At 37.3% G+C, this 26,628-nt stretch carries 20 protein-coding genes; 3 read left to right on the forward strand and 17 right to left on the reverse strand.

Translation table 11 applies throughout. The features are described from left to right. Window positions 1-3: 3 nt before the first annotated feature. From hisH to Rain11_RS00975, 10 genes are all read right to left on the reverse strand, one after another. Window positions 4-633 (reverse strand): imidazole glycerol phosphate synthase subunit HisH, encoded by a 630-nt coding sequence (gene hisH, locus Rain11_RS00930; protein WP_101357473.1) that lies wholly within the window; start codon window positions 631-633, stop codon window positions 4-6. Beyond that, entirely contained in the window at window positions 623-1,759 is a 1,137-nt protein-coding gene (locus Rain11_RS00935) for an N-acetyl sugar amidotransferase (protein ID WP_101357449.1), read from the reverse strand. The genes hisH and Rain11_RS00935 overlap by 11 nt, the downstream gene beginning before the upstream one ends. A 19-nt stretch (window positions 1,760-1,778) precedes the next feature. Then, entirely contained in the window at window positions 1,779-3,848 is a 2,070-nt protein-coding gene (locus Rain11_RS00940) for a hypothetical protein (protein WP_101357450.1), read from the reverse strand. After that, window positions 3,841-4,527 carry a pseudaminic acid cytidylyltransferase gene (gene pseF, locus Rain11_RS00945; RefSeq protein ID WP_101357451.1) on the reverse strand — a complete coding sequence of 229 codons (687 nt, stop codon included), beginning with the start codon at window positions 4,525-4,527 and terminating at the stop codon, window positions 3,841-3,843. Before pseF ends, Rain11_RS00940 begins: the two co-directional genes overlap by 8 nt. A gap of 3 nt (window positions 4,528-4,530) precedes the next feature. Next, the gene (locus Rain11_RS00950) at window positions 4,531-5,079 is read right to left on the reverse strand and encodes a Uma2 family endonuclease (RefSeq protein WP_101357452.1); all 549 of its coding nucleotides are present in this window, start codon (window positions 5,077-5,079) and stop codon (window positions 4,531-4,533) included. A gap of 38 nt (window positions 5,080-5,117) precedes the next feature. After that, a complete protein-coding gene (gene pseI / locus Rain11_RS00955) occupies window positions 5,118-6,170 on the reverse strand; it encodes a pseudaminic acid synthase (RefSeq protein ID WP_101357453.1) in 1,053 nt (350 codons plus the stop codon). Window positions 6,171-6,173: 3 nt separating this feature from the next. Further along, window positions 6,174-7,625 carry a UDP-2,4-diacetamido-2,4,6-trideoxy-beta-L-altropyranose hydrolase gene (pseG, locus tag Rain11_RS00960; protein ID WP_101357454.1) on the reverse strand — a complete coding sequence of 484 codons (1,452 nt, stop codon included), beginning with the start codon at window positions 7,623-7,625 and terminating at the stop codon, window positions 6,174-6,176. Window positions 7,626-7,689: 64 nt separating this feature from the next. Then, window positions 7,690-8,412 (reverse strand): CPBP family intramembrane glutamic endopeptidase, encoded by a 723-nt coding sequence (locus tag Rain11_RS00965; RefSeq protein ID WP_101357455.1) that lies wholly within the window; start codon window positions 8,410-8,412, stop codon window positions 7,690-7,692. Window positions 8,413-8,417: 5 nt separating this feature from the next. Further along, window positions 8,418-9,179, reverse strand: coding sequence for a hypothetical protein (locus tag Rain11_RS00970; protein ID WP_101357456.1), 762 nt, complete (start codon window positions 9,177-9,179; stop codon window positions 8,418-8,420). Beyond that, window positions 9,179-9,535 (reverse strand): NINE protein, encoded by a 357-nt coding sequence (locus Rain11_RS00975; protein WP_101357457.1) that lies wholly within the window; start codon window positions 9,533-9,535, stop codon window positions 9,179-9,181. The genes Rain11_RS00970 and Rain11_RS00975 overlap by 1 nt, the downstream gene beginning before the upstream one ends. A gap of 71 nt (window positions 9,536-9,606) precedes the next feature. On the opposite strand from Rain11_RS00975, the gene Rain11_RS00980 reads away from it, so the two are divergent. Continuing rightward, window positions 9,607-10,167 (forward strand): AAA family ATPase, encoded by a 561-nt coding sequence (locus Rain11_RS00980; RefSeq protein ID WP_101357458.1) that lies wholly within the window; start codon window positions 9,607-9,609, stop codon window positions 10,165-10,167. On the opposite strand, the gene Rain11_RS00985 is transcribed toward Rain11_RS00980, so the two are convergent. From Rain11_RS00985 to clpX, 3 genes are read right to left on the reverse strand one after another with little or no spacing between them, the layout of a single operon-like run. Then, window positions 10,124-10,915, reverse strand: a complete 792-nt coding sequence (locus tag Rain11_RS00985; protein WP_101357459.1) for a DUF4129 domain-containing protein — start codon at window positions 10,913-10,915, stop codon at window positions 10,124-10,126. The two genes, Rain11_RS00980 and Rain11_RS00985, sit on opposite strands and share 44 nt — an antisense overlap. After that, window positions 10,905-11,654: an SIR2 family NAD-dependent protein deacylase gene (locus Rain11_RS00990; protein ID WP_243390518.1), complete on the reverse strand. Its 750-nt coding sequence runs from the start codon at window positions 11,652-11,654 to the stop codon at window positions 10,905-10,907. The genes Rain11_RS00985 and Rain11_RS00990 overlap by 11 nt, the downstream gene beginning before the upstream one ends. Window positions 11,655-11,679: 25 nt before the next feature. Beyond that, window positions 11,680-12,912 (reverse strand): ATP-dependent Clp protease ATP-binding subunit ClpX, encoded by a 1,233-nt coding sequence (gene clpX / locus Rain11_RS00995; protein ID WP_101357460.1) that lies wholly within the window; start codon window positions 12,910-12,912, stop codon window positions 11,680-11,682. A gap of 142 nt (window positions 12,913-13,054) precedes the next feature. On the opposite strand from clpX, the gene argS reads away from it, so the two are divergent. Further along, on the forward strand, window positions 13,055-14,839 hold the full coding sequence (gene argS / locus Rain11_RS01000) for an arginine--tRNA ligase (RefSeq protein ID WP_101357461.1): 1,785 nt from the start codon (window positions 13,055-13,057) through the stop codon (window positions 14,837-14,839). 69 nt (window positions 14,840-14,908) lie between these two features. Beyond that, window positions 14,909-16,567, forward strand: a complete 1,659-nt coding sequence (locus Rain11_RS01005; RefSeq protein ID WP_101357462.1) for a DUF4836 family protein — start codon at window positions 14,909-14,911, stop codon at window positions 16,565-16,567. A gap of 53 nt (window positions 16,568-16,620) precedes the next feature. Here Rain11_RS01005 and rny read toward each other — a convergent pair whose 3' ends face one another. From rny to sov, 4 genes are all read right to left on the reverse strand, one after another. After that, window positions 16,621-18,183: a ribonuclease Y gene (rny, locus tag Rain11_RS01010; RefSeq protein WP_101357463.1), complete on the reverse strand. Its 1,563-nt coding sequence runs from the start codon at window positions 18,181-18,183 to the stop codon at window positions 16,621-16,623. 67 nt (window positions 18,184-18,250) lie between these two features. Next, window positions 18,251-18,538: a cell division protein ZapA gene (locus Rain11_RS01015; protein ID WP_101357464.1), complete on the reverse strand. Its 288-nt coding sequence runs from the start codon at window positions 18,536-18,538 to the stop codon at window positions 18,251-18,253. Window positions 18,539-18,541: 3 nt separating this feature from the next. Next, entirely contained in the window at window positions 18,542-18,835 is a 294-nt protein-coding gene (locus Rain11_RS01020; protein WP_133121455.1) for a hypothetical protein, read from the reverse strand. 88 nt (window positions 18,836-18,923) lie between these two features. Beyond that, window positions 18,924-26,336 (reverse strand): T9SS outer membrane translocon Sov/SprA, encoded by a 7,413-nt coding sequence (gene sov, locus Rain11_RS01025; protein WP_101357466.1) that lies wholly within the window; start codon window positions 26,334-26,336, stop codon window positions 18,924-18,926. Window positions 26,337-26,628: the final 292 nt, after the last annotated feature.

Raw genomic sequence — 26,628 nt, forward strand, 5'->3', positions numbered from 1 at the left:
TTCTTATGAATTTTCAATAAAGGCTCTAAACAAGCGTAATCCATTATTTTGGCTTTTTTCGGGGTGAAATTGCACACCAAAAATATTATTTTTTTGCACAGAAGCTACCAATGATAAACCGCCATAATTACAGGTGGCAGAAATATATTGACTTTCACATTCAAAGTGGTAACTATGGTCAAAATAGAAGTTTTTGCTATCTTTCAATCTTGAATAAATTTTGCTATTTTGAATAATATTGAGATCGTTCCAGCCTACGTGAGGTACCGCGGCTTTACTTTTAGGAGTAATTTTCTTCACATTTCCCTCAATAAATCCCAACCCTTGATGCAAACCATTTTCTTCGGAGGTGTTGGCTAATAATTGCATACCCAAACAAATTCCTAAAAGAGGTTTTTGTTCTTGTAAAACTAATTCGGTAAGTATTTTGTCCAATTCCTTACGAACAATAGACTTGATAGCAGCTTCAAATGCCCCAACACCAGGCAGTATAATAGCATTAGCTTTTTTGAGTTTTTCGTATTCAGAGGTTACAAATACTTTGTAGCCTAAAAATTCAATAGCATTTAGCACAGAGTAAGTATTGCCTAGATCGTAGTCTATGATAGCAACTTGTATATTTTTATATTTCATAATCCACTCCAACTTTAAATTTCCTTACCCACTTGCCTTCTGCATTTTTTTCAAATAAATCTTTATTGACGAATTTATCTACAATTTTCCAAAACTCTTGCATAGTAATTCCAATATGATTGCAAAACATTTCTATAAATTTATCGTCGCAAGTGCCATCAAATTTTTCAGTGATTTTGATAGCCTCTTCACGTGTTATTCTACCAATGCGTATTTCTTCGTTCATATAGTCGGTAGTTCTACCAAAACCATATTTAAGATATTTTATCATTTGGTTAAATGCCACGTAGTTATCATCAAGAGCAGTAACTCCATAAGGTTCTCCTATTTCCCAGGGCTTATCAATTCTTACGTCTAATCCTCTCAAAGACGAATAATTGGCATTATTTACCAAAGACCAATCCTTCCAATAATATCCTAAATAAACAATTCGTAAGTTTGCTCTCTGCATTTCTTCATCACTTGGATAGATGTATTGCAAGATTTGATTTCTTTTAACCTCTTCACTCAAAAGCCAAGTAATGTCCCCACCAGCCAAAGTATTTAAGTGTTTTAAGTTGTTACCGTCGCTTCCTGTTTTACCTAATGCACCCATATCTCCTAATTGTAAAGCGGGATTTTCTCCCCACCAAATAAGGGAGATTTGGTAAGCAATGGCTAATCTTGGAACGCTACTAAACAAAGCTAATTCAGCAGATTTTGCCCAATTACCAAAAAGTTGAAAACCTTTCTTCAGGAGTTTTTTCCAAATAACGGGAGCAGGGTCAATGGTAATGCAATCAAAGCCTAAACTAATGAGATTTGAAATATTATCTGCTCCTCTTTGTGTAATTTGCTCGGGTGGATAAGCAAGACAAACTAAAAGAGGCTTCATTTTTAGTACATTACGAACATATAAAGCCTGTCTTGTACTGTCTTTTCCACCACTTACCCCAATGATACAATCGTAACCTGAATGATTGTTTTGCTTGCCAAATGCTATAATTTCTTGAAGTTCTCTTTTCCGTTCTTCCCAATCAACTTCTTTAAGACTTTCAAAGTAGTTACACGCAGGACAAATACCAAACTCATCAAATTTGGTATTTGGTCTTTTATCTGTTTGGAGACAACTTTTGCAGTATTTCATAGTTTTCATCGCCGAGTAATTAGTAACTAGATATAGATGTTTCTAAAAATATTATTTTTTTACTACTCAAACCAAGAGTTTGTTTTCTGTTGTTTAATCCTTTAATGTTTTCAATATTTCTATTTTGGTAAGAGCTTAAACCATGGCTATAAGGATATTTTTTTTTAGGGACACGAGGTAAGCCATCTATTAGACATATACCTGATATTGCAGGCACAATAAAAGAACTTTGCCACTTTTCGTCTTGATTAGAAAACCATTTGAAATAATATCCTGAATCAGTGGAAGGTACGACAGCTACTAAATTATTTTTAATATTTAAGGGAAGTTTATCTAAGTTGTCTAATTTCCTTAAAAACATATATCTATAATTAGTTTTTAATTGACTATGTATTTTTGGGTAAGATTGAGAAATAGGGCTATTGATTATTTCATATCTAAAATAAGTAACTTTACCAAAGGCTATTTTAGCATTTGCAAAGGTAACGTGTAAAAACATTAAGCATACTGGAATACAAAGAAATGTAAAAATAACTTTATGAGAAATAGCTTGATACCTTTCTATAAAACTTGCTATAACTGGAGAGGAGCCTATTAAAAATAAAATGCCAATTTCTCTTGGAACTTGTGAAAAATAAGAAGCGTCACCAGCCCCAATAGATAAAATTAGGCCAGGAATAAGTGATATGAAAGCTAGAAGCAAAAGAACTTCTTCTAAAATAAAATTACCGCTTTTTATACTTGACCAAGATAGAGTAATGCTTTGCTTTTCTTTATGCAGAATGCTGACAAACACAAATGCAAAGATAGGAGCAAAATATATGGGTAGAAAATAGTACCAAACATTTGTGTCGGTGTAATTTTTTATGAAGTGAAATAACTCAATCGGACGCTTTACGCTATCTGTTACTAAATTGTAAGCAAAATATAATATAGGGATAGCTATTAGAAATATTATAATGTTAGAAAGATTAAATAATTGCTTATTCCTAAATAACAGATAAATAATTATAGGAATAAATAAAAAGCCAGTAGAAATTTTTGATATCAAGAGTATGATAGTCAAAGTAAATATAAAAACTTTTTCCCAAACAGATATATTCTCTAACGAAAAATTCAAAATAAAACTTATTGTTAGAAGTAAAAGAATGATACTAAATAAATAAGACTCAGAAGCAAAGAAATGTAATCCTCCTCCAACCACAAATCTTTTCATTTCAGTTGGAAACAATCCAATATTGGTGATAAAAAAAATCGTCCAAAATGTTTGTCCTTGAATATTGCTAAAACTTATTGAAAATTCCTTTGAGTAATACTTACTAATTTGCAAAGCTACTTGTAAAAGTATATTAAAAAATAGTGATAAAAAGCAAATAGGATATAAGTAATTATAAAGTTCTGATGCAGAACAACTTAGTAAAATTGAAATATTGGCGAAAAAATATAAGCTACCAAAGTGATAATGTAAGAAAGGTAGTCCATCTAATCCTGTACTTGGAATACCATAAGTTTTTATCATTTGTGCAGTACTAATTAAAAAAAGTTGGTCTTTATTCGCCAAACCTACTGCCAACTTCTCTATAAATACAGGACTTGCATAATCATTTTTATAAAAATCACCAACAACCCAAATTGAAAATAACATAAATACCAACGAAAAGAAAAATATTTCTTTTAAAGTTGTATTATAAGCAAATAAAATAACAATATAAATAGAAAATAAATAACCAATAATAACTATTGCTAAACCAACAATATTTGAAAGGATTGAGGGTAAATAAGCGGATAAAAAGACTAAAAAGAATAGGAGCAGGATTACTAATGCTGTATTAGTATTAATGTGCTTAAACCTACTCAAAAATAATCTATTTATACTTCCTAAACTAGAAAAAAATAAAGAAAAACCAACAATCTTTACAAAAAGTATAAGGTTTATTTCAAAACCTATTCTACTAATGATGTTGAATATGGTTATTGATAATATTAAAAAATAGGATAGAATAGAAATGATTAGCTGATTTTTTAAATCAGTATCTACCAGCACACCCCCAAAAATGTTTTTTTTAGTAGCATTTTGAATTTTATCCATAAAATATTTGATATTTTAATTCTGCAAGTTTCCAATCCGTTTCGTTGTCTATATCTTGCATTTCTAATTCAGAAACATGCAAAGGTACAGAAAAATCGGAGAATATCTTTTTGGTAGATAAAAACTTAGCTACTTGAAAGAAATAAAATTGCCCTACGTCGTGGTAAGCAGGAGGCAAATCCTGAGATCGTTTGTTTAGGTTCTCTGGAAAATTCATTTGCAACTTGCCATTTTCAATTTTCAGGCTTCGCCAAATAGGATAGCTAAAAGCCGCCACAGGAACTACGCTATCAGCCTTGTGTTCAAGTAATAAGTTAAACGCTTTTTGTAATTTTTCTGCCGTAACAAAAGGGGCAGTAGGATACAAACAACACGCATACTCAAATTTTTGCCCTCTTTTTTGGTACTCTTCAAGCACTTCTACAAGTACATCGGCAGTAGTTGCAAAATCATCAGAATTTTTGGCAGAACGCATAAAGGGTACTTTGGCACCATACTTTTGAGCTACTTCGGCAATTTCGGCATCATCGGTAGAAACCATTACTTCCTGAAAAATACCACTTTTCAAACTCGCTTCAATAGAATACGCTATAATAGGTTTTCCGAGAAAATCTTTAATATTTTTGCGAGGTATGCGTTTGCTGCCTCCACGGGCTGTGATAATGGCAATATTGTTCATAGTTTATTGAGCAAATAATTCTTCAACACTTATCTGAAAGCCAGGGACAATAGGTGAGGCATCAAAAATTTCACTACCTTCGTAATAGCGAGCCTCTTTACCACGAATAACCTTTGCGAGTTTTAGTTCGGGGTAAATATGCCAAATTACCTGTACGCCTGCGTGTTGGTATTCTAAAACTTTGTTTTCAGTGTAATTTACGTTATCGTTTTCAGAAATAATTTCTATTACGAAAGCGGGGATAGGGTGTTGCTTTTCAGCCGATTGTAAAATTTGTTCTCGGGTAAAAAAAGCCAAATCAGGTCTTCGCATTTGGGTTTCGGTGAGCCAGCAGTCTACTTCCTGAAAGAGTTCTCCTAAATCTTTGAAAACCTGCGTTTGTATAAATTTTCTGTTGAGTTTTGAAATAACAAGCAATTCTGAACTTTTCATACGATTGATTTCAGTAATTTCACCATTATTATACTCCCAAACTTTTTCGGTTTGGCTTTGTAAGGCAAAAAAATCTTCCTTACTAATGGTGGGCTTTTTTTCTACTACCAAAGTTTCCATACAAATAAAATTATCTTCCCTTTTACAAAAATAGCCAATTACATCAACATATCCAAATGCAGGGCGGTGCCGCGTTTGAGGTCTTGTTTTGCGATTTTACCTAAAACTATTTCATAATATTTGGGCTGTAAGCCCAAACCTGGGCGAATGATACGGATATTTTCGGGCGTAAGTGGTTCTCCTGCTTTTATATCTTGTACTACGTAAATAGAACGCTTGTAAGTAAGGCTTTTCTTTTCTGCTTCCAAAATGCCATAATGTACCTGCCCCAGTCCTAAAAATGCTCGGTTACACTCCTCTACAAGCATTTTGAACTCGTGAGGCTCGAGCGAAAAGGCACTATCTACGCCGCCTTCGGCACGGCTCAAACAAAAGTGTTTTTCTATTACCCTTGCCCCCAAAGCGATAGAGGCAACTGCAACGCCTATGCCCATAGTATGGTCAGAAAGTCCTGCGTGGCAGTTGAAAAGTTGTGCCAAGTGAGGAATGGTAAGAATATTTGAATTTTCGGGTGTGGCGGGATAGGTGCTTGTGCATTTAAGCAAAATAATGTCTTTGCAACCATTTTCACGTAAGGTCTGTACGGCTTCCTCTATCATTGTGAGCGTGCTTGTGCCTGTACTCATAATGACGGGCTTGCCTGTTTGAGCCACTTTTTTGAGCAAGGGCAAATGATTGTTTTCAAAAGAAGCGATTTTGTAAGCAGGAACATTAAGTTCCTCTAAGAAATCTACGGAGGTTTCGTCAAAAGGAGTGCTAAAAGCAATAATCCCTCGTTTTTGAGCGTGTTCGAAGATGGCTTTGTGCCATTCCCAAGGCGTATAGGCTTCTTGGTAAAGTTCGTAAAGGCTTTTGCCTTTCCAGAGAGAATTTTTATCGGCAATAAAAAATTCGTTTTCTCTAAAATCAATCGTGAGTGTATCGGCGGTGTAGGTTTGCAGTTTGATAGCGTCTGCACCTGCATCGGCGGCGGCATCTACAATTTGCAAAGCTCTTTCCAAAGATTGATTATGATTGCCCGACATCTCGGCAATGAGGAAAGGTTTATGCTTGAGGCTAATTATTCGGTCTTGAATGTTGATAGGGTGCATTGGCTATTTCGTTTCTAATCTATAAATTTTGTAAAGTTCTCCGTTTATTTCTTCATCTGATTTATTTGTAAAATTCAATCTTTCAAAAATTTTTTTTGAAGGTTTATTGCTACTTTTTACACAAGCAACCCATTTGAAATCTTTATGCAGATTTATAGTTTTGTTTATCAATATTTTTCCCAAACCTATACCTCTAAACTTTTTGTCTATGGTATAATTGATGTAGTTGAATTCACCCTTCCTATCTATTCTGATTTGTCCAAATGGAATACCCTTGATAAGTCCAACATAAAAAATGATACTTTCATCATTTAGATGCTCTCTAAACCACTTGCAATGGTTGTTATACAAAATAGGCTCTTGATTGATAGAATTTCTCCTAACCTCAATATCATTAGCCCATTCAAAATACAAATCAATGTCTTGTTCATTAGCAAGCCTTATATGAACAATTAGTTCTAAAAATGTTTCTGTAATCTTTTTCGTATTTCCAAAATAGTTTTGAAAAGATTTGGAACATAGAAAACTTTGCTTGGAAATAGTTTCTTTGTTAAAAGAAAAAAATATGTAATTGTCAATAGCAGTTATGTGATTTTTATTGATAAGTCCTTGGTATATCGCCTTCTGATTTTCAGCATAATATCCTACTATCAAATACATACCCACCGCCAAACATTCATATGCTATGCTACTGGCAGAGACAATTCCTACTTGGCATTTCTGCATTACATTGCATAAATCTTGGGCATTGAGGTTTTGATACAAAAATACGTTTTTTTCCTGAATAGTCAAATCTTTCAGACTTGCAAAGTGTGTATAGGCACTCCCTACTACTACGTGAATTTCTCTGAAAACTTGTGCCTCTATGCAGGCATTGAGGGCTTTTTCTGTAAAATTATGCGGGTCGCTACCGCCAAAACAGATAAAAACATTCTCTATTTTTTCAATTTTTCGCTCCTGCTTTGCGGCTTCTAAAAATGGCTTTCGCAAAAGGGCGTATTCTAATCCTAAACATAGCTTCGTATAAGGCTCGCAAGAGTAATCACTTTCTTTTACGCCGCCTGCGTGATTAATGACTACATCTGCTACAAAATGCCAAGCGTGCAAATCATCAATGCATACAAGTTTTACACCTTTACTTTTAATAATTCTCTGATAATCCGTTTGAAAGTTGTATCCATCTAAAACTACTATTTCCTCACCTGTTAGGTATTTTTCTGCAATGAAGCGGGCTTCTTCCAAATAATTTTCGCTTGGGGACAATTCAATAATATTAGGCGTAACTTCGTGAATTTGTTTGATTACCTCTCGGGAGGGTTGCTGTATCATTACCCAAATATCAAAATACTCTTTGAGCATATCTGCAAGGGCTAAACTGCGAGTGATATGCCCTAAGCCAATTTTTGTATTGCCATCGGCACGGAAATAAATTTTGCTTTTGGGGAAAGAGTCCATAAATGTTCTTTATGAGGACATCTGCAAAGTTGCTCAAATATACAAAATTTTGGAAAATTTTTATTTACTTTTTTACCCACTTATATTCTGGTTGGGCAAGAAAAGAAAAAAAAGAGTTACTGATAGCTAAAATGATATGCACGACTACTGCAATCCAAATATTACCTTCTGCAAGCGTAAGGTAGGAAAGTATCACCCCCAAAGGAATTGCTCCGATAGCTTCTTTTTGTCCTTTGGGAATGTGTGCGATAGCATAAATAGCTACATTCACGCTAGTAGCCAGCCAAGCCATTTGTGTAGCCTGAAAAATAGCAAAAAGCAAAATCCCCCTGAAAAGCAGTTCATACGCATACAAGTATGCTATCCAAGTGCTATATTCCCAAATAAAAGTAGCAGTTGTCCATTCTTTGGTGCGAATTTGTGGATACATAGCTAAATTATCAGGCTTTTTAGCGTTTAGGTAATTGATAAGCAAAATTAAAGCGGAAAGCCCCGCTATCCACCACCCAGTAGAGTTACTTGTGGGTAATACATCACCATATTGGTTTGGAAAGAACTTTGCACCAAAGCTCATAGCTATCATTGGCAAAATACCTAAAAAAATAGCTCCCACCAGTCTCTGAAATACCACCCAATAAATAGCTTTTTCACGAGGTTTGTACTTTTTTTCAAAAATTTTTTCTAAGAATGGAGATTGTGCAATAAACCAATAGGCAATAAATCCGAAAGTTACACAAGCCAATGCCCAAACAGCTATTTTTTCATTTTGAGAAATTGTAAAATTCATAATGCTTATGATATTCGCTTGCTTAATCGCTCGATGTATTCGTGTAATGGGAAAAGAGCTACTTCTGTAACGGTTTCTTTACCTTCCACATACTCGAAGGGGTCATCAATATCTTTGATGAGGCGATACATATACACATACACGAGTGTAATAAAAAATACCACTAAGCCCATTGCCACTAAGTTTTTGAATTTGATAATGAGCATAGTGGCTGAAATAACAACCAAAAGCACTTCCAAAAGTGCATAGCCTGTAGCCAAAAAACCTGTGCGTGAAATCACCCCTGTACGTGTAAGCGTTCGGCGAAGGGTAGCGAGTTCATTAAAAACTCTTGCGAGTACAGGTGGGGTAGCCCCTTGTTTATCCAAATCGTTGAGTAAGTTGTTGAAATTTTGTAGAGAAGCAAACATCTGTTCGTCAGAGGCTTTTTTCAAAAACCAGTTATCAATGCAAACAGCCATTTCTTGGCAGTATTTCAAGACGTTTTCCTTCGGATAACCTACTTTTTCAGCCAAATTAAGGCAGGTTTCCTCTATACTTTCCAACGCCGAAGCAATTTCACCGGGTATTCTTTCACTTTCTTTGTAGTCGGCAAGAGTACCTGAAAGCATAAAGCCTATCAAAAACACTCCTGCACTAATTACCAAAGCCATATCGCTCAGTTCTACCCAACCTGCAAAATTTAAAATTTCTACCAAAACAAATTTCAAAGCCACTACTCCCAAGGCAATGGGCATAGAGTTAAACATTAGTTTCCATTTGAGCATCATTGTAAAAGTTTAGCTTTTCGGCGTTCAAATTCTTCAAAAGTAATATATCCTTTTTCCATCAGTTGGGCTAATTTTTCAAGTTCGCTGCCTATATCTTTATGAAATAGGTTCTTGCGAAATTCCTCCTCAATAATTTTCTTTTTGTATTCCTCAAAATTGTATTTTACGTCAAATTGTTCATCGGTCATTGTAAGAAATTTAACTGCATCTACAAGTCCTATAATGGTAGGAATGCCCGTCCAACTAAAAATGACCGAAAGTACTCCTTTTCCAAAATTTCCTAAATAAAAATGATGTACGCCCCAAGTTCCTCCAAACAAAGACATTGCGGCGGCAATCAGTCGCTTTTTCATAGGAGTAGATTTTTGCAAATAAACGTTTTTTTTGTAAAAAATGCTACATTGCAAATGTAAAAAAATATGTAATGTTCAAAGTTGCAATTGTAGGAGTAGAAGCGACAGGCAAAAGCACTCTCGCTGAAAATTTAGCAAAGCACTATCAAACGATTTGGGTGCGTGAATATGCTCGTGAGTATCTGACTCGTTTGGATAGAAAATATACTTTTGATGACGTACTTACCATTGCCCAAGGTCAGCAGAGGCTTATCACAAAAGCAATTGCCCAAAACCCTTCATTACCAATAATTTTTGTAGATACCGAGCTTTTAGTTACGCATATTTGGTGCGAATATGTGTTTGGGAGGCATCATTCTTGGATAGCAGAAAACCTATCCAAACAAAATTTTGACCTGTACTTGCTTTGTAATACCGATTTACCTTGGGAATATGATGTATTGCGTGAGCAACCGAGTTTGGAAAAAAGAAAAGAAATTCATAAGCTCTATGAGTTTTATTTACGCAAACTACATTTTCCTTATGAACTCATTGAAGGCAAAGCTGAACAGAGATTACTTTCGGCAGTGCAAGCCATAGAAAAGCACTTCAAATTTTCTGATAAAAACTTTCAAAACGGGGATAAAGTGTAGTGAAATGCTCTTGGGAAGCTACAAACTCGCCATATTTGATGTATGCGAAGATTCTTGAAATATCTTTGAAACTTTCTGAAAGAGAGGCTTTTCTCTGTTTTAATTCTATTTGGTAATCCCAATTGGTTTTCTGTTTGGAAAGTTCTATTAGGTTTTTGTTTGCAAGCAGTTGCAATGCTTTCAAATAAGCATATCGCAAAGCCTGATTGTAGTTTTTTTGACTGATGGCTTTTTGTAAAAGACTTTCTATCTGATTTTGTGTAACATTTTCTAAATTTTCTTCGGTAATTACTTCATTTTCAACTTTTTTATTCAGTGCAAACCAAGATTTTATATCAAAGCCAAGTAGCATTAAAATCAGGAAAATAATTAAAATGGTAATGGCAACATAAATAAAACTTTCTCCCAAAGTAATTTTAGGAAACTCGGGAATTTCTCTTTCACGAAACTTTTTGACTTTCCAATCGTCTTGCCCTTTGTTGCGTTGATGTTCTTCATAACGCCATTGTTTCCATTGCCAATCGCGGTCGTATTTATTGTATTCGTCAATATCTTCGGTGTAGTCAAATTCAGGGTTATTTTTGAGTTGCTTGACTTTCTCTTCATCAAAACTTCTCAAATTAAGTGGATAATTTTGGGGTGTTTGAGCGAAAGCAATTCCCGCAATACACAAAAAAGCTACTATAAAGAATGTAAATTCCTTTGTCTTTTGTCTCACGCTTCTTGTCTCTTGCCTCCTAATTTGCATACGTTTCAATGAGTTTTTGGGCAAGTTTGGGGAGAGCCACTCCTGCTTTTTCTTGAATAAAAGTAAGGTTATGGTAGTAATTGAGGTTAATATTAGGTTGTTCTACATCAATTACGAATTTAGGTACTTCGCGAGCTACATAATTGATAAGCCCTGCCGCAGGATACACTACCATTGAAGTTCCCACTACCATAAAAATATCCGCAGTTTGGGCTTCTATGGCGGCAACTTCCATCATTGGTACTTCTTCGTAGAACCAGACAATATGAGGACGCAGTTGAGAACCCTTTTCGCACTTATCGCCCAAATGCAAATCTTTTTCCCAATGATACACCAAATTAGGGTCTAAGGTACTTCTGACTTTAAGTAATTCGCCGTGAAGATGCAAAACATTTGTAGAGCCTGCCCTCTCGTGCAAATTATCAACATTTTGGGTGATTATTACTACATCAAAATATTTTTCTAGTTCGGCGAGGGCTTTATGTCCTGCATTGGGTTCTACGGAAAAAAGTTGGCGGCGTCGCTGGTTGTAAAAATCCAGCACCAAAGCAGGATTTTTTGCCCAACCCATAGGGCTGGCTACGTCTAAAATATCGTAATTTTCCCATAATCCGCCTGTATCTCTGAAAGTACGAATACCACTTTCGGCACTAATGCCCGCTCCTGAAAGTACCACTAATTTTTTACGCATACTATCCAAAGAAATTTGACTGATTTGCCTAAAAATTTCCCACAACATTGGAATTATGGCTTGCAGATGAGAATTAAGCGACTTTCAACTTAGCAAGTTTGGATTTTTCAAATTTTTCGGCGACGTAGTCGGCATCTATTTCAAGAACTTTGATATCCTTTTGTGAAGGCAATTCAAACATTGCGTCATTCATAATAGCTTCACAAATAGAACGCAAACCTCTTGCTCCTAAATTCAGTTCAATAGCTTTATCTACAATATAGTCCAAAGCACTTTCCTCAAAAACTAACGAAATGCCTTCCATTTCAAAAAGTTTTTGGTATTGCTTGGTAAGAGCATTTTTGGGTTCGTAAAGAATTTTTTTAAGTGTATCGCGTGAAAGAGGTTCTAAACTTGTAACCACAGGTAAGCGTCCTAAAAGTTCGGGGATAAGCCCAAAGGTTTTGAGGTCTTGGTGAGTTACAAATTGTAAAAGGTCTTCGGTATCTTGAACCAAGTTATTTTTTTCATTTGTAAAGCCAATAGGATTGGTATTCATACGCCTAGCAATGATACGCTCAATGCCATCGAAAGCCCCTCCGCAAATAAACAAAATGTTTTCAGTATTGACGGGTGTCATTTTTTGTTCAGGGTGCTTTCTGCCACCTTGGGGGGGTACATTCACGATAGAGCCTTCTAAAAGTTTGAGCAAACCTTGTTGTACGCCTTCACCACTTACATCACGCGTAATGGAAGGATTATCGGCTTTACGAGCGATTTTATCAATTTCATCAATATACACAATACCTTTTTCGGCGGCTTTTACATTGAAATCAGCGGCTTGCAAAAGCCTTGATAAAATGCTTTCTACATCTTCGCCAACATAGCCCGCTTCTGTGAAAACGGTAGCATCTGCAATAGCAAAGGGTACTTGTAAAAGATTGGCAAGTGTACGAGCCAAATACGTTTTACCTGTACCTGTGCGTCCTACCATTATGATATTGGACTTTTCTACCTGAATTTCTTCTTTCTGACGATTTTCGGTGTGGATAATTCTTTTGTAATGGTTATAGACCGCTACGGAAAGCACTTTTTTGGCATCGTCTTGTCCTACTACGTATTGGTCTAAATATTTTTTAATTTCCACAGGTTTAAGCAAATTGGGCTTGGCGGGAAATTGTTTGCGGGAAATCTTAAACTCCTCCATTACAATTTCGTGAGCTTGTGTTACGCACTGCTCGCAAATATTTGCTTTTACGCCTGTTATGAGAAATGCTCCGTCTTTTTTTGTCCTTCCGCAAAATGAGCAAGATAGTTGTTGTGCCATAGTTAAGCCTTTTTTGCAAAAATACAATTTCTGTTTGGCAAATGCTAAAAAATTGTTACCAAAATTTTGGCTGTACGCAAGCAAATCTAAAAATTTCTGATTGGGCTAAATTTTTTCTTACCTTTGCAAGCAAAAAAATGCTATGAATATCAATGAAATTCTGAGTGCTTCCATACAACAAGCCTTTCAAGAAATTTTTGGAAAAAAAGTTGAAAATATCACTTTGCAAGCTACTAAAAAGGAGTTTGAAGGTACGCATACTTTGGTGGTATTTCCTTTTACGAAAGAACTCGGTGAAAAGCCTGCTGATATAGCCCAAAAAATTGGGAGTTTTTTAGTAGAAAAATGCCCTATTGTAGAAAAATTTAATGCTGTGCAAGGATTTTTGAATATTTCTTTGAAAAAAACAGCTTGGCTTTCAGTAGCTAAACAACTTTCAGAAAAAAAACATTTCTCTTTGCCTGATAAAAACCTAAAAGTTGTGGTAGAGTATTCTTCGCCCAATACTAACAAACCTTTACATTTAGGACACTTGCGTAATATTTTCTTAGGTTTTTCAATTTCTCGGATATTTTCAGCATTTGGCTATAAGGTGCATAAAACGCAAATTATCAATGATAGAGGCATACACATTTGCAAATCTATGCTTGCCTACGAGCTTTTTGGCAATGGCGAAACTCCTGAAAGCAGTGGATTGAAAGGCGACCATCTTATAGGCAAGTATTACGTAATGTTTGATAAACTCTACAAAGAGCAAATACAGAAACTTATAGCCGAAGGAGCAAAAGAAGAAGAAGCTGAAAAAAAAGCCGAAGCTATTCAGAAAGCCCAAGAAATGCTTGTAAAGTGGGAAAAAGGAGATAAGCAGGTAGTTGAGCTATGGAAAAAGCTCAATAGCTGGGTGTATGAAGGTTTTAATGCTACTTATACTAAATTGGGCGTAGATTTTGATAGTGTTTATTACGAGTCGGATACGTATTTGCTGGGCAAAGATATTATTCAAGAAGGTTTAGAAAAAGGAATTTTCTACAAGAAAGAAGATGGTTCGGTATGGATTGACCTCACTGCTGAGGGCTTAGACCACAAGCTCGTTTTGCGTGCCGATGGAACTTCGGTGTATATCACGCAAGATTTAGGCACTGCTGATTTACGCTACAAGCATCAAGAAATGGATAAAATGATTTATGTAGTAGGTAATGAACAAGATTATCATTTCAAGGTGCTATTTCTTATTCTCAAAAAATTAGGCAGAAGTTATGCCGAAGGTTTGTATCATTTAAGCTACGGAATGGTAGAATTACCCACAGGCAAAATGAAATCTCGCGAGGGAACCGTAGTAGATGCCGATGACCTGATTGAAGAGGTAATTAGTTTGGCTAAAGCCAAAACTTTGGAAAAAATGCAATCCGCAGGTACAGAGGGTACTTTCACGGAAACTGAAAAAGAAAAACTTTTTGAAATGATAGGTTTAGGAGCTTTGAAATACTTCTTGCTCAAAATAGACCCCCATAAGAAAATGCTTTACAACCCCGAAGAGTCTGTAAGTTTTGAAGGCGATGCCGCCCCATTTATCCAATATACACACGCCCGCATATGTTCGGTATTGCGTAAAGCACAAGAAAATGATACAAATGCTTCTTGGGAAAATTATACAGATTTGCACCCTTTGGAAATAAGTTTGGTGTATCAACTTTCTGAATACATCAATGCTTTACAATATTCCGTAGAAAAATACGCTCCTTATATTTTGGCTCAATACGTTTATGAACTCTGTAAAATTTTCAGTACTTTTTATGCCGAGTGTTCTATTCTCAAAGCAGAAAACGTAGAAGCTATGCAATTTCGTTTGCTTTTATGCGAGCTAACAGCCCAAACCATTAAACAAGGAATGTATCTTTTGGGTATTGAAGTGCCTGAAAGAATGTAAGTTTTTCTTGGATTTTAGCCAAAATATTAAGACTTTTACCGCTGAAAATCAACCTCAAAAATTAAAATTATGATACAACGAAATCTTTTTCGCACAGCCCTACTGTTTTGGGCAGTGGCTCTGATAGCTTCCTGTAAAAAATCATCTACCCCTGAACATAGCAAACTCGTTCCCAAAGATGCAGGTATTGTGTTTAAGGTGGATATGAAAAGCCTCACGAGCAAGACTATTTCTTTGCAGGAACTCGTAAGCGAAGAAAACTTGAAAAATATGGGGCAAGATAGCGAGGAAGCCAAGAAAAATTCAAAAACAGCTAAAAAATTCTTGGATTCGGGCATTGATTTGCTCAATAGTGCCTATGTTTTTCTGGTAGATGTAGAAAAAGATAAGCCTACCGCTGGGCTTGCCTTTGCTTTGGATAATGAAGAAAAGTTTTTGAAATTCTTGAAAGATGATGCTTTTTGGAAAGAAACAGGTGAAAAAAAGCCTGAAATCAACGATAAGGATAAAATTAAAATTGCAACTTTCAGCAATGGAAACAAAGTGGCTTGGCAAGGTAAAATAGCTCTCTTACGCTCAGAAAAACCTTCTGATGAAGATATGAAAAAATATTTTTCAATGAAAGAGAACGAAAGTCTTATTAGTAATGCATCTTTTAAGGAGGCTTTGGGAAAAAATTATGATATTTTGATGTGGATTGATGCCGATAAGACCAGCAAAGCAGGCACACAAGGTAATATGCAGGCGGCTTTGGCTTTGAATATGGCAGCAGATACCAAAGATACTTATATGGTCTTGGGTTTTAACTTTGAAAAGGGCAAAATCACAACCGCCATAGACTATTCGGGCAATGATTATATGCAAAAAATGAATGACCAAATTGCCCGTAAAAACATTTCAGATGATTTAGTAAAAAATATTCCTTTTACAGAGGCAAGTACAGGTTTTAGCATAGCCTTGAATTTGGAGGGTATTTGGAAATTTTTGCAAGAAAAAGGTGTAGCAGGTGAAGTAGATGAAAACCTTAAAGAGGCAGGATTGAGCGGAGAACTTCTTTCCAAAGCTCTTACAGGAGAAATTTTTGGAGTAACTGAAAAAGTAAATTTTGATGCTAATTTGTTTGCCCAAGAAATACCCGTGGATTTTGTAATTTCTTTGGGTATTAAAGATAAATCTGCTTTTGAGGAAGTAATGAATATTCTAAACAAACGAGCTCAGGGTGTTATTCGTAAAAGTGGCGATAATTATGAACTACAAGGTTTTGGAGGCATTGCAGTAAAGAAAAATATTGCTTATATTACGCTCAATAAATCTTTCTTTGAAGGTATCAATAAAGGCGAAAGTAAATTAAAAGGCGAGCTTGTAGAAAAGGCAACCTCTTTTGCTTCTGTAATTTATATTGGCAAACCTTTTTTTAATGCCCTTGTCAATTCTAAACAATACAAAGAATCGGCTTTTGGTGAGGTGTATGGTTCAAATTTTCCTTTTGAAAGTGTATTTTTTACCTCCGACAAAGTGAAAAATAAGAAAAATCAAACACTTATCACCGTGAATATGACCGATAAGAGCCGAAACGCCTTGATGGTGCTTATAGATATGGCTAAAAAAGCAGAGGAAATCCGCAAAAAAGAAATGGAGCGTTATGAAAAGGAATTTGATATGCCAAAACCTGAAAGTAGCGATATGCCAAAAATTGATGAATCAGAGAAAGTATTAGAAGATAAGTAAAAAGGGTGATATTTTATGGGGCTTCGCCTTCGGCGAAGCCCCATAAATAAGTATTATTTCGCAAAATTCACAGCTCTCATCTCTCTAATAACGGTAACCTTGATTTGTCCAGGGTACTGCATTTCTTTTTCAATTTTTTGAGCAATTTCAAAAGAAAGCATATTAGCTTTTTCATCGGTTACATTTTCAGCATCAACAATCACGCGTAGCTCTCTGCCCGCCTGAATAGCGTAACATTTCTGTACGCCTTCAAAAGAAAGAGCAAGTGTTTCTAATTCTTTCAAGCGTTTGATGTAGGCTTCCATCATTTCCCTTCTTGCTCCCGGACGTGAGCCTGAAATGGCATCACAAGCCTGTACGATAGGAGCAATGAGCGTTGTCATTTCAATTTCGTCGTGGTGAGCTCCAATGGCATTGCAAACTTCGGGGTGTTCTTTGTATTTTTTAGCAATTTCCATTCCCAGAATAGCGTGGGGCAATTCTTTCTCATCGGGTACTACTTTGCCGATGTCGTGTAGTAATCCTGCTCTTTTGGCGAGTTTTACGTTTAAGCCAAGTTCAGAAGCAAGAATAGCACACAAATTAGCTACTTCTTTGGAATGTTGAAGCAAATTTTGTCCATAAGAAGAGCGGAAACGCATTCTACCGACCAGCTTGACAAGTTCGGGGTGCATACCGTGTATGCCTAAATCAATCACGGTGCGTTCTCCAATTTCTACGATTTCCTCTTCAATTTGTTTTTGCACTTTGGCAACAATTTCTTCTATACGGGCAGGGTGTATTCTGCCATCGGCAACGAGCTTATGCAAAGCCAAACGAGCAATCTCACGGCGTACAGGGTCAAAACCAGAAATAATGATTGCCTCAGGGGTATCATCAACAATAATTTCAACGCCTGTGGCGGCTTCCAAAGCCCGAATGTTGCGTCCTTCTCTACCGATAATTTTACCTTTGACTTCGTCAGATTCAATATGAAACACCGAAACGCAATTTTCAATAGTGTATTCAGTGCCATTACGTTGAATAGCCTCTATCACTAACTTTTTGGCTTTTTTGGCGGCAGTAGCTTTGGCTTCTTCTACAATTTCTTTGATGTAGCTTGATGCCTGTGTTTGAGCTTCCGCTTTGAGCGACTCAATAAGCTGGGCTTTTGCTTCTTCGGCAGTCATTTCGGCAATTTTTTCTAATTGCTTTACCTGCGAAAGGCGTAATTTCTCAGCCTCTTCACGTTTTTTCTGAGCGATTTCGTTTTGCTCTTGCAGTTGTTTTTCTAAAACTTCTAATTCAGTTTCACGTTTTTTGATTTGCTCTGCAAGTTTTTTGAGTTCCGCTTCTTTTTGTTTGAGCTTATTTTCGTTGGTTTGAAGGAGTGTTTTTTTCTTGTTCAAATCTTGTTCAAACTCATTTTTGAGCTCAAGATACTTTTCTTTGGCGGCGAGTTCTTTTTCTTTGCGTATGGCTTCGGCTTTGGTTTCAGCTTCTTGAATAATCATAGAGGCTTTTTGCTTCATTTCTTCTTCTCTTCTACCGAAAATTTTAAGTAAGATGTATCTACCAATAGCAATCCCTGCTACCAGTGATACCACGGCGGTAATAACGATATAGATAAATTCCATAAATTAAGGTATTTAGGTGAAAAGCCTAAATCACCCTTTGAGCACGAAAAGCAAGCCAGAAGGAGAGCTACAACACCGAATTGAGCATTTCTTCAATAGAGTTGATTTTTTGCAGGACAATGTTCTCCAATTCTGTTTTGGAGGTTTCTATATTTTTTTTGCCCATCATACAATCTATGGCAAACATAGCAAGCATATCCTGATAGTTATCCACCTCAAATTCCTCACGATAGTATTTGAGAGCCGTATTGATTTCCCTTCCCACGCTACGCAGCATAGCCTCTTCGGCGGCATCTACTTGCATAGGGTACTCTCTATCGGCTACTTTGAGGCGAATGGGTAGTTTATAATCCATAGTTTATTTGCTCAAAAAATCAATGCATCGGTCTATATCGGTGATGTAAGCGTCTATTTTTTCCCTCAACTCTGCGGCACTTTCGGCATCAGGGGCAATAGAGGCTACAAGTTTACTGATTTTATATTGGTTTTCAAGATTATTTAGTTGCAAGCTTTGTTTTTTTATTGTTTCTTTCAAAGTCAAATTTTCCTCTGAAAGATATGCACATTCTTGACGAATGAGCTTGTATTTTTCAACCAATTCACGAACTTTATTTTCTAAGAGATTTAGCCTTGCTAATAGTGCTTCATTCATAAAAACACGCAAAATGTGTTAATTAGCAAAGTTATATTTTTTTTTTGAAAAAACAAAAAAAATCATAAACATTTTGAAAAATTATTTTTTACATACCCGTAAAATTATACCTCAACTGGAAACCCACGTTGGTATTTTTTCTTGGGAAAGAAAGAGTAGTAGCGGGTGTATTGATAAGTCTTTCAAAGTAAAAGGAAGTAGTCAGGTTGTTATTCACTTTATAGGTGATGTTGGGGCGAAGTTGGAAGTTGTAATTTCCTGAAGTAATGACGGTTTCCTCATCAATACGTCTTTGGAAGGTTTTGCTATCACGAATGGTAAAATCTACACGGAAATTCATATTATTGCGTAATATCACCCTTTGCCCTTCGGCATCTCGGAAAGGCAAACGCACATTTTTCTTATCAAAACCGATACCGATAACAACATCATTGCTACGAGCTTCAGTAATTTGAGCATTTGCCAAGTTCAAGCCTATTTCACGAGTTCGGTTAATATCCAAACGAATGTTTGCACCGCTTTTGGTACGAGCATTGATACCTACCAGAGGGCTAAAACGCTCCGAAACTTGCACTTGCCCCAGCACCAAAATAGGTACAAGTTCGCCATTGGCATTGAGTGCAAAAGGCTGAACATAGCTACCAAAATCATTATTGAGCTGTAAAAGAGCCGTATTCTGGTACTCCAAAGCCGAAGTATAATTGCCAATGCGATACTCGGAGCTATATTTGTGGCTAATAGTGAAACTGGTGAAAATATCTTTGAACGCAGATAATTTGCTCAGACCATTGTAATCTATTTGCCAATTGGGCAAAGGAAAGCGAGGAAACGCCGAACTGCCTGCTTTTTGTCCTGCATAAGTTTCCATAAATGCCGCTATCAGTACATCTTGGGAGCGTCTGCGATAAGAGCTATCTGTGATAGCGTTAGGGTTTTGGGCAGTGAAAAGTTGTTGATATTTGTCCAAGTTTGTAATGAAGCGGTTAAAAGTTTCAGAATTTACGCTATTATCTTTGGCAAAGGCGGAATTCCAAGAGATAATTGTACTTTGAAAAGTACCATTTCGGTAAGGACTAAACGAAGCATATACCTTATTGAGGGTATCAAAACGGAATATTTCTTGGTAGTTATCGGTGCGAACTTGTTTGGCATCAAGGGTAATTCTAAAATCTGTAAAAGGCTCAATATTGAGCGTAAAACTAATGTTTTGGGTGCGATTTTGTTGGAAGGGGTTGTTCTGAATCAGGCTTGTATCAGGCGGAATGACCATCCAACCGCTATTTACAAAATCAAAACGTTGGTTAGGATTTTGGCTACCTGCGACAAAGTTCCAACCCGGTGCCCCCCAGCCATCTGTAAGTCCTAAATAACGAGGGTTACCAATTACACCGGGCAATATAGTGCCTTCGTTTCTTGAAATATTGAAAGTTCCACCTCTCACGCTCATTAAAAGGCGTAGGACGCTTCGTAATACAGGACTAACCTGTGGGGATTGGTTTTTATTTCTTGAAGTAGGTTTGGTTTTAGGGGTTTTGCTTGGCTTTTTCTGTAAAGTATCTTTTTGCAGGCTATCTTTGGTTTGTTTTTTAGCCTCTTTAGCTTTTTTCTTTTCAAGTTCTTTGAGGCGTTTTTCTTCGGCTCGTCTTTTGCGTTCTGCTTCTTTTTGTTTTTTGCGTTCTGCTTTGCTCAGTTTGGGTTGAGTGGGTTTGGTAGCAGGTTTGTACTCGTTTACGGCTTTGAGTAGTTTCACTTTGTTGTAAAGTTTGGTAAAATCAGCAGTAGTACGCAGACTTTGCTCTCGGTTGTTTTGAATATTGTTGCCCAAGATTTTTTCTAATCCCAGTGAGGCGGCTGTCCAACGATAGTTGGCATTGTAGGTGTAATTGGCATTTACCCAGTCGGTAATGGGAAACTTATCCAAAGGCAATTTGTAAGCAATATTGAAGCGTTGGGAGTAATCTTTCATACGTCCTAATTTGAGCAAATTTTCTTGCACGGCTTGTCTGCTACCGGGTGCATTTAGTTCTCCAAAAGGCTCATCTACAATAGCTTGGGCTTGGGCATTTCCACTGAAAGTAAGATTTCTTGATAAATTCCATTGAAGGCTGTAATCTCTGTTGAAGTTATAGAATTTTTCAAAGAAGGGTTCAAAATTTTCCACTCTGAAATCACCTGAACGCAGTTGGGTACGAATGAAAGTTCTATCCAAATCTCCTCGGGCAGAGAAATTGTTAGGCAGAAGGTTGAAATTGGTTTCTTTGATAAATTTCAGCCAAGGTGATTGAAGCCATTTGGCTTTACTTTTTTTGAAAGGTTCAATGTAATTGAACTCGCGTGTATAGTTGTAAGTGAGGCTTTGTTTCCAATTTTGTTGTAAATAACTTGCCACATACGGACTGCTCCGCTGAATATCCGAATACGACCAAGTATAGCCAAAGTTCGGAATATCCCAAGGCATTGTTTTACGTTCTTTGTTGGTTTTCATTTTACGAATGTTCGTAAAATTGATGCTTCGGCGGGTTTCTCGGTCTTCAATAAGACTTTTGAAAAACTCTCTTTCGCCGTCATTAGCAAACTTTTCCAAGGAGCGTTTTACTCTTACGTCAGGGTCAAAGGGGTCAAAGAGAGGGGTAGAGTTTTTGCGTTGATAGCTCAAAAAGATAGGCAAGCGTATGCCCCATTTAGCAGGGGTGAATTTATCCAAAGCGAAAGTGCCTTGTGTATCAAACTCCCAGTCGTTGCGGAGTTGGCGTTCAGAAACTTTTTGGGAAATTTGTCCGAAACCAGCGGTACGAATAGCCCCCGAAGCCTGAATTTGGGCAAAATCGGCAAGGTTGAACATCAGGCGGGCATTGGCGGCAACGCCATTGGTGCGGTCAAAACCTATGGCTCGTAATTCATTGAACCACACACAAGCCGACTTAGGACGGCGGTCGTCGTTGGGCAGATTTGGATTTTTAATTCCGAGCATCAATACTAATACCGTGCTCAAATCAGGGTTACCTACCACTGTAACTCTGTATCTACCTACTTGTCTTGTAAAAGGGACAAACAAATTATTCCGAAAGCCAAAGGTATTATTTCGCTGAATTTTAGTTTCTACCAAATCTTCCAAAGCAATATCTAATTCATTTTCAGCCTTCCAAATAATTCTTTGTAGAGCCTCATAAGTAGGAGCAGTTTGCACTTCGGCTAAACGCGTGAAAGTAAGAGGGATTTCAATTTCGTAGTAATTTTCATTAAAATCTGTACCCAAACGCACAATTGCTGAAAGTTCGCCGTCTTGAATGTTATTGTCTGATGATTGAGCGTGAATAGGCATAGAAAGCCTTTTATAGTAAAGCATATTGAGATTTACGTTCTTGAAGGCGGCACGGGCATCTCTATCTTGCAAGCCATCTACACAAATCTGCAAAGATTGCTCGTTGAACTCACGGTTATTGATAGTGGTAATATCTCTATCCCTCACAAAACCGGGTGGAATGACGTAAGGAATAACCCCTGTAGCAGGACTTCCATTTTCTTCAACATTCACCACGGAAACTACAAAAGAGGGGTTGTAGGGTTCAGGGGGGAGTTGTAAGCCTTTATCACGTAAATCTCCCAAGTATCTTCGCCACTGATTAGCAACCATTTGGAATTGTGCCATACGCAGTACCACAGGCTGTTGGAAGCCTGTCATATACAAACGCATAAAGCGAATAGATTTGAATCCATTGATATTGCCTATTTTTTCAGTAAATTCTCGTACAGGTATGCGAAACTGATACCAAGTAACTACATCTTGGTTTTTAGTAATTTTGGGGTCTTTGACTTCCACTTTATCTACAATATAATTTCGCCCTACTACCAAATCCGAAGGGCGAAGCGAAATTCGGTATTCATAATATTCCTCCAAATCACTAATGGTGTTATCGGTATTCAAATCTTCGTTATCGGGAAAGTTTGTAGCCGCTTGCGTGAATTGTCCGCCTGTGTTTTCGGGTGAGTTGCCTTCGGTATTGTTGTAATATTTGTAGCGTTCTATAATTTTAGCATTGCGAGTATTGTATTCGCTGTCTAAATAAAACCTAAAATTATCCGCTGAAACATCTGTTTCTATTTGGCTACGTACTGCGGGGGGGAGGCTGTTGAGATAGTTTTGGAAAAATTCGTTTTCTTCTGCATTACGTAAGCCGTCTAAACCTATATCTTGTAAAGCTCTTACGCCCGGTGTATTGCTAAACGCATTATTCAGAAATTGATTTCTGGGTACAAAACCCCAAGCTGTTGGGTCTTTGGCGGTACTTTCGGCATTTTCGGGCAAACCATTTTCAAAAAAATGACGGGTGTCTTTCATTATGTCTTCTGAAATATTACCCAAATTGATGTATAAATCACCGCCTGTGGTATTATTGACGCCTTGGTCGCCGCTGACAATCACCCGCCCACGCTCGCCTGAAATGAAGGGGTCAAGTAGCCAAAACTCAATGTATTCAATGTTGGCATTGTCAAAATCAACTTCTTGCGTAATGGCTCTTGTGATAGAAGCAAAATTTTGAGTAGGGTTAGGCAGTTTGCCATCGGGGGTGAGGTTGGGGTTATAGTTGAATGAACCTCTTTCGTCAGGGAAATAGGCAATTTCAAAAAGATTTTGATTAGTTGCAATGTTTTCAAACTGCCGATTAGTGAAAATCTCCTGGGGAGCTACTACCCGCATATAGTGATTTTCAAGGTCAGTGGCAGAAATATTAGAAGGTCTTTGAGAAGCGTTGTAAAAAATAGAATTATCCACGTTATACCAAGCCATTCTGGCTCGGCGGTAAGCGTATTCCAAAGGCGAGGAGAGCGTTCCTTGTTGTTCAAGAATACGGCGTGGGGTAGAGCCTAATTTCCAACGTAAATGAGCCGTATTGCCTAAATCAAAAGGCGTACGAGAACCTTCAAAATCATCAATATAAGAAACTGCTCCGCTCAGACGTGCCGCATTGGGGCGAATTTGAGCAATTTCGGCATCAAACTGAATAGAGGATTTTTCTTTGGTTTGGATAAGGGGTAAGGCATCAGTGAGTTTCGTTAGAAAGCGAGAATCGCGTTTGAGTTTTACATCAAAACCAATCATTGTGTTATTGATAGCCTCTTGCCCCATAGCTACGCGTGTAAGTACAGGACGCTCACGCAAATTGGCAATAGTAAAGCCCAATTTTAGGTCTTTATCTACTTCATACTCAAAGCGAGAGCCTAAAAAGTTGCGAACTTGCAAGTTGAATAAATCGGCTTTTTCAAAGCTAATGGTAATTTCTTTGCCTGAATTGAGAACGGCATCGTTGGTGATAGTTACTTGTCCTGTGGAGTAATTTACTTGATAATCAGTGCCTTCGGTAAGCGGTACGCCTCCTGCTTTTACAATTACCGAGCCTTGGGCAATATTGATACCGGGTAAAAATACCGTGTTTCCTGTGGAAGTGCCTTCGTATTGTCCTTTGATAAAAAATTTATTTTTAGTAGCAAAGTTGTTTTGGGCATCGTTGCGTGTGCCTGTGTAAAGCTCTTGAAAAACATATTTGCCAATCAAATTAGCTTCTGTGGCAGGGTTGAACTCATTGCGTAGGGTTCTGCCGAAAGGCTCTAATACGGGAAAAATGAGTAAGCCTTTTTGGGCGTTTATAGTAATGCCTTCTACAAAGTCAAAATTTCCATCGCCAATAGCTCTATTGAATCGGTCTTTAACGGCATTTCCTTGTTGGTCTATCACTCTATCGCCTCGTGGGTTAAGTTGGTCTAAACCAAAAATTTTGATAAGTTGAACATCTTTGGTGCGTTCTCCTTCTTGCAGGGCGGGGTTATCTAATCCTGAAATATCATCGCGGTAGATAATTCGGAGTTGAAAGCCCTGCTGTTGGATTTGAGCAGTTCCGAGTGAATAGATGTTTTTCATCATCAAATCCCAAGAAGGCAAATCGGTGCGAATAGTAGAAGGACGCAACATTTTCAAAAAAATAGCCTCGTCTTGGGAACGATTCACATAATCATCGGAAAGTTCGCCTACTTTGTACTGCTGTCCGTTGAAAGTGTATTCAAAAGAAACGCCTAAAATTTCGTCATTACGCAGGGGTGTATTCAAAGAAATGTAGCCTAATTGAGGGTTAAAGTAAAATTCGTTGGGTTCAAGTTTGCGAGCGGCACGTAAAACTTCAAAATCAGTGCCACGCCGTAAGCCTTGCAGTTCTAAAAAGTCGGCGGCAGTTTGGGGGTTACGTACCGAGGCGTTATTAGCGATATTTGCAAAAAGGTTATTGGCTTGGTTGCTTGCAGGGAAATTAGGGTTAGGGTTTGCACCTACGAAAGGCAAAGCATTGCGATATGTTTGAGCTTCACCTAAATCTAAAAAGGCAATAATATTACGAAGATTTTGGGTGTTATTGGTTCGGTTGGTTACATACACTTCAACCCTTGTAATTACAATGCCTGAATTGATAGTAGGCATAGTAGCCAGAGCAGGTTCATAGCGTTTGCGATGAAAATGAGAAAGCAAGAAATGTTTGTTTTCTTCGTAGTCGGTCATTCGGATTTCAAAACGGCGGATTTGCCTACCGCCTTGCAAACGAATTTCATCAGCAGTAGAGCGTTGGTTAGCAATAACATTTTGCATTCTGAGTTTTCCAAATTGCCAATCTGTGCGAATACCAAATAAATTTTGACTTCCCTGAATGAGAGCTACTCCCGGTGAAAAATTAACATTCCCAAATTTTACATCTTGCAGAGCCTCTTCGGGATAGGCTTTATACTGCACGCGAAAGGTATTTTCAAAATTAAAGCTGGCTTTGGTGTCGTAGCTGGTATTGAGAGAAAGTTTGTCGCCTATTTTACCGGTTACGCTGAAATTAGCGTGGGGGTCAAAATCAAAAACACCGTTGCTTTGTCTATCGGCAGGGATAGCAGGATTAGCCACATTTTGTCTTTTATAGCCAAAGTCTAAATTTACAAAACCACTGGGTTTGAACTCAACGGCATCGCCTCCAAAGATTTTTCCAAAAAGTTTGCTTCCAATCGGAATGCGTGGCTTGAAATTGAAGCGAGAGTTTTGCGTAGCGGTTTCTTCTGATGCGTTTGCTCCGTTGATTTTCCAAAATTTTTTGTTTATTTCTAAATCTTGAAAGTAATCCAAGTCTTTGCGTGTAATACGTGAAGGGGGGCGGTAGTCATACTCGCCAATTTTTTCTTCTACTACATAACTGCGGGCAGTGTCGTTTAAATCTACTTTGAAGTTGGTTTTTAGATTAGAGGGTTTTAGGTCTAAAATGGATTTGGTACGGTGCGAGCCGAAAAGGTCTCCACGTCTATCAGGGAATTGATAAGTAGAAAAACGACTTTTCTGATACTTGGGGGTATCTTGGGGAATGGAAGGGAAAGTCCATTCCTTGTAATTGCTATCATATTGGGCAGAGGGGTTGCCGCTCCATATACAAAGCGAAAACAACACACTGCCTACTATCCATAAATGTAAGCCTTGACGTAACAATTTGTAAAAGTTTAATTAGCCGTTTTCGTAAAAACACTCAATAAGCACACCGATTTTTTTAGGGCTTCAAAAATAGCGATTACTTCGTAAAAAACAAAAATGAGAGAAAAACGAGAAAGTTGCAAAATCTTTAAGCAAATTTCGTGCAAAACTATTTTTCTGATTGAGGTTGTTTAGGATTTATTTTTTTTGATAATTCTTCGGATAAAAATGACCATAAAGGATAAAATTAACAAATTTACCCACGTATCTACTCTGGTTTCATAGCGTATGATTAAAGCCTTGAATTGGT

It is taken from the genome of Raineya orbicola (assembly GCF_002843425.1).
GTDB lineage: Bacteria > Bacteroidota > Bacteroidia > Cytophagales > Thermonemataceae > Raineya > Raineya orbicola.

Excerpts from the sequence above, each read along its gene's own strand:
- hisH (WP_101357473.1), bottom strand. The coding sequence starts at position 633 with ATGAAATATAAAAATATACAAGTTGCTATCATAGACTACGATCTAGGC.
- Rain11_RS00935 (WP_101357449.1), bottom strand. The coding sequence starts at position 1,759 with ATGAAATACTGCAAAAGTTGTCTCCAAACAGATAAAAGACCAAATACC.
- Rain11_RS00940 (WP_101357450.1), bottom strand. The coding sequence starts at position 3,848 with ATGGATAAAATTCAAAATGCTACTAAAAAAAACATTTTTGGGGGTGTG.
- pseF (WP_101357451.1), bottom strand. The coding sequence starts at position 4,527 with ATGAACAATATTGCCATTATCACAGCCCGTGGAGGCAGCAAACGCATA.
- Rain11_RS00950 (WP_101357452.1), bottom strand. The coding sequence starts at position 5,079 with ATGGAAACTTTGGTAGTAGAAAAAAAGCCCACCATTAGTAAGGAAGAT.
- pseI (WP_101357453.1), bottom strand. The coding sequence starts at position 6,170 with ATGCACCCTATCAACATTCAAGACCGAATAATTAGCCTCAAGCATAAA.
- pseG (WP_101357454.1), bottom strand. The coding sequence starts at position 7,625 with ATGGACTCTTTCCCCAAAAGCAAAATTTATTTCCGTGCCGATGGCAAT.
- Rain11_RS00965 (WP_101357455.1), bottom strand. The coding sequence starts at position 8,412 with ATGAATTTTACAATTTCTCAAAATGAAAAAATAGCTGTTTGGGCATTG.
- Rain11_RS00970 (WP_101357456.1), bottom strand. The coding sequence starts at position 9,179 with ATGCTCAAATGGAAACTAATGTTTAACTCTATGCCCATTGCCTTGGGA.
- Rain11_RS00975 (WP_101357457.1), bottom strand. The coding sequence starts at position 9,535 with ATGAAAAAGCGACTGATTGCCGCCGCAATGTCTTTGTTTGGAGGAACT.
- Rain11_RS00980 (WP_101357458.1), top strand. The coding sequence starts at position 9,607 with ATGTTCAAAGTTGCAATTGTAGGAGTAGAAGCGACAGGCAAAAGCACT.
- Rain11_RS00985 (WP_101357459.1), bottom strand. The coding sequence starts at position 10,915 with ATGCAAATTAGGAGGCAAGAGACAAGAAGCGTGAGACAAAAGACAAAG.
- Rain11_RS00990 (WP_243390518.1), bottom strand. The coding sequence starts at position 11,654 with ATGTTGTGGGAAATTTTTAGGCAAATCAGTCAAATTTCTTTGGATAGT.
- clpX (WP_101357460.1), bottom strand. The coding sequence starts at position 12,912 with ATGGCACAACAACTATCTTGCTCATTTTGCGGAAGGACAAAAAAAGAC.
- argS (WP_101357461.1), top strand. The coding sequence starts at position 13,055 with ATGAATATCAATGAAATTCTGAGTGCTTCCATACAACAAGCCTTTCAA.
- Rain11_RS01005 (WP_101357462.1), top strand. The coding sequence starts at position 14,909 with ATGATACAACGAAATCTTTTTCGCACAGCCCTACTGTTTTGGGCAGTG.
- rny (WP_101357463.1), bottom strand. The coding sequence starts at position 18,183 with ATGGAATTTATCTATATCGTTATTACCGCCGTGGTATCACTGGTAGCA.
- Rain11_RS01015 (WP_101357464.1), bottom strand. The coding sequence starts at position 18,538 with ATGGATTATAAACTACCCATTCGCCTCAAAGTAGCCGATAGAGAGTAC.
- Rain11_RS01020 (WP_133121455.1), bottom strand. The coding sequence starts at position 18,835 with ATGAATGAAGCACTATTAGCAAGGCTAAATCTCTTAGAAAATAAAGTT.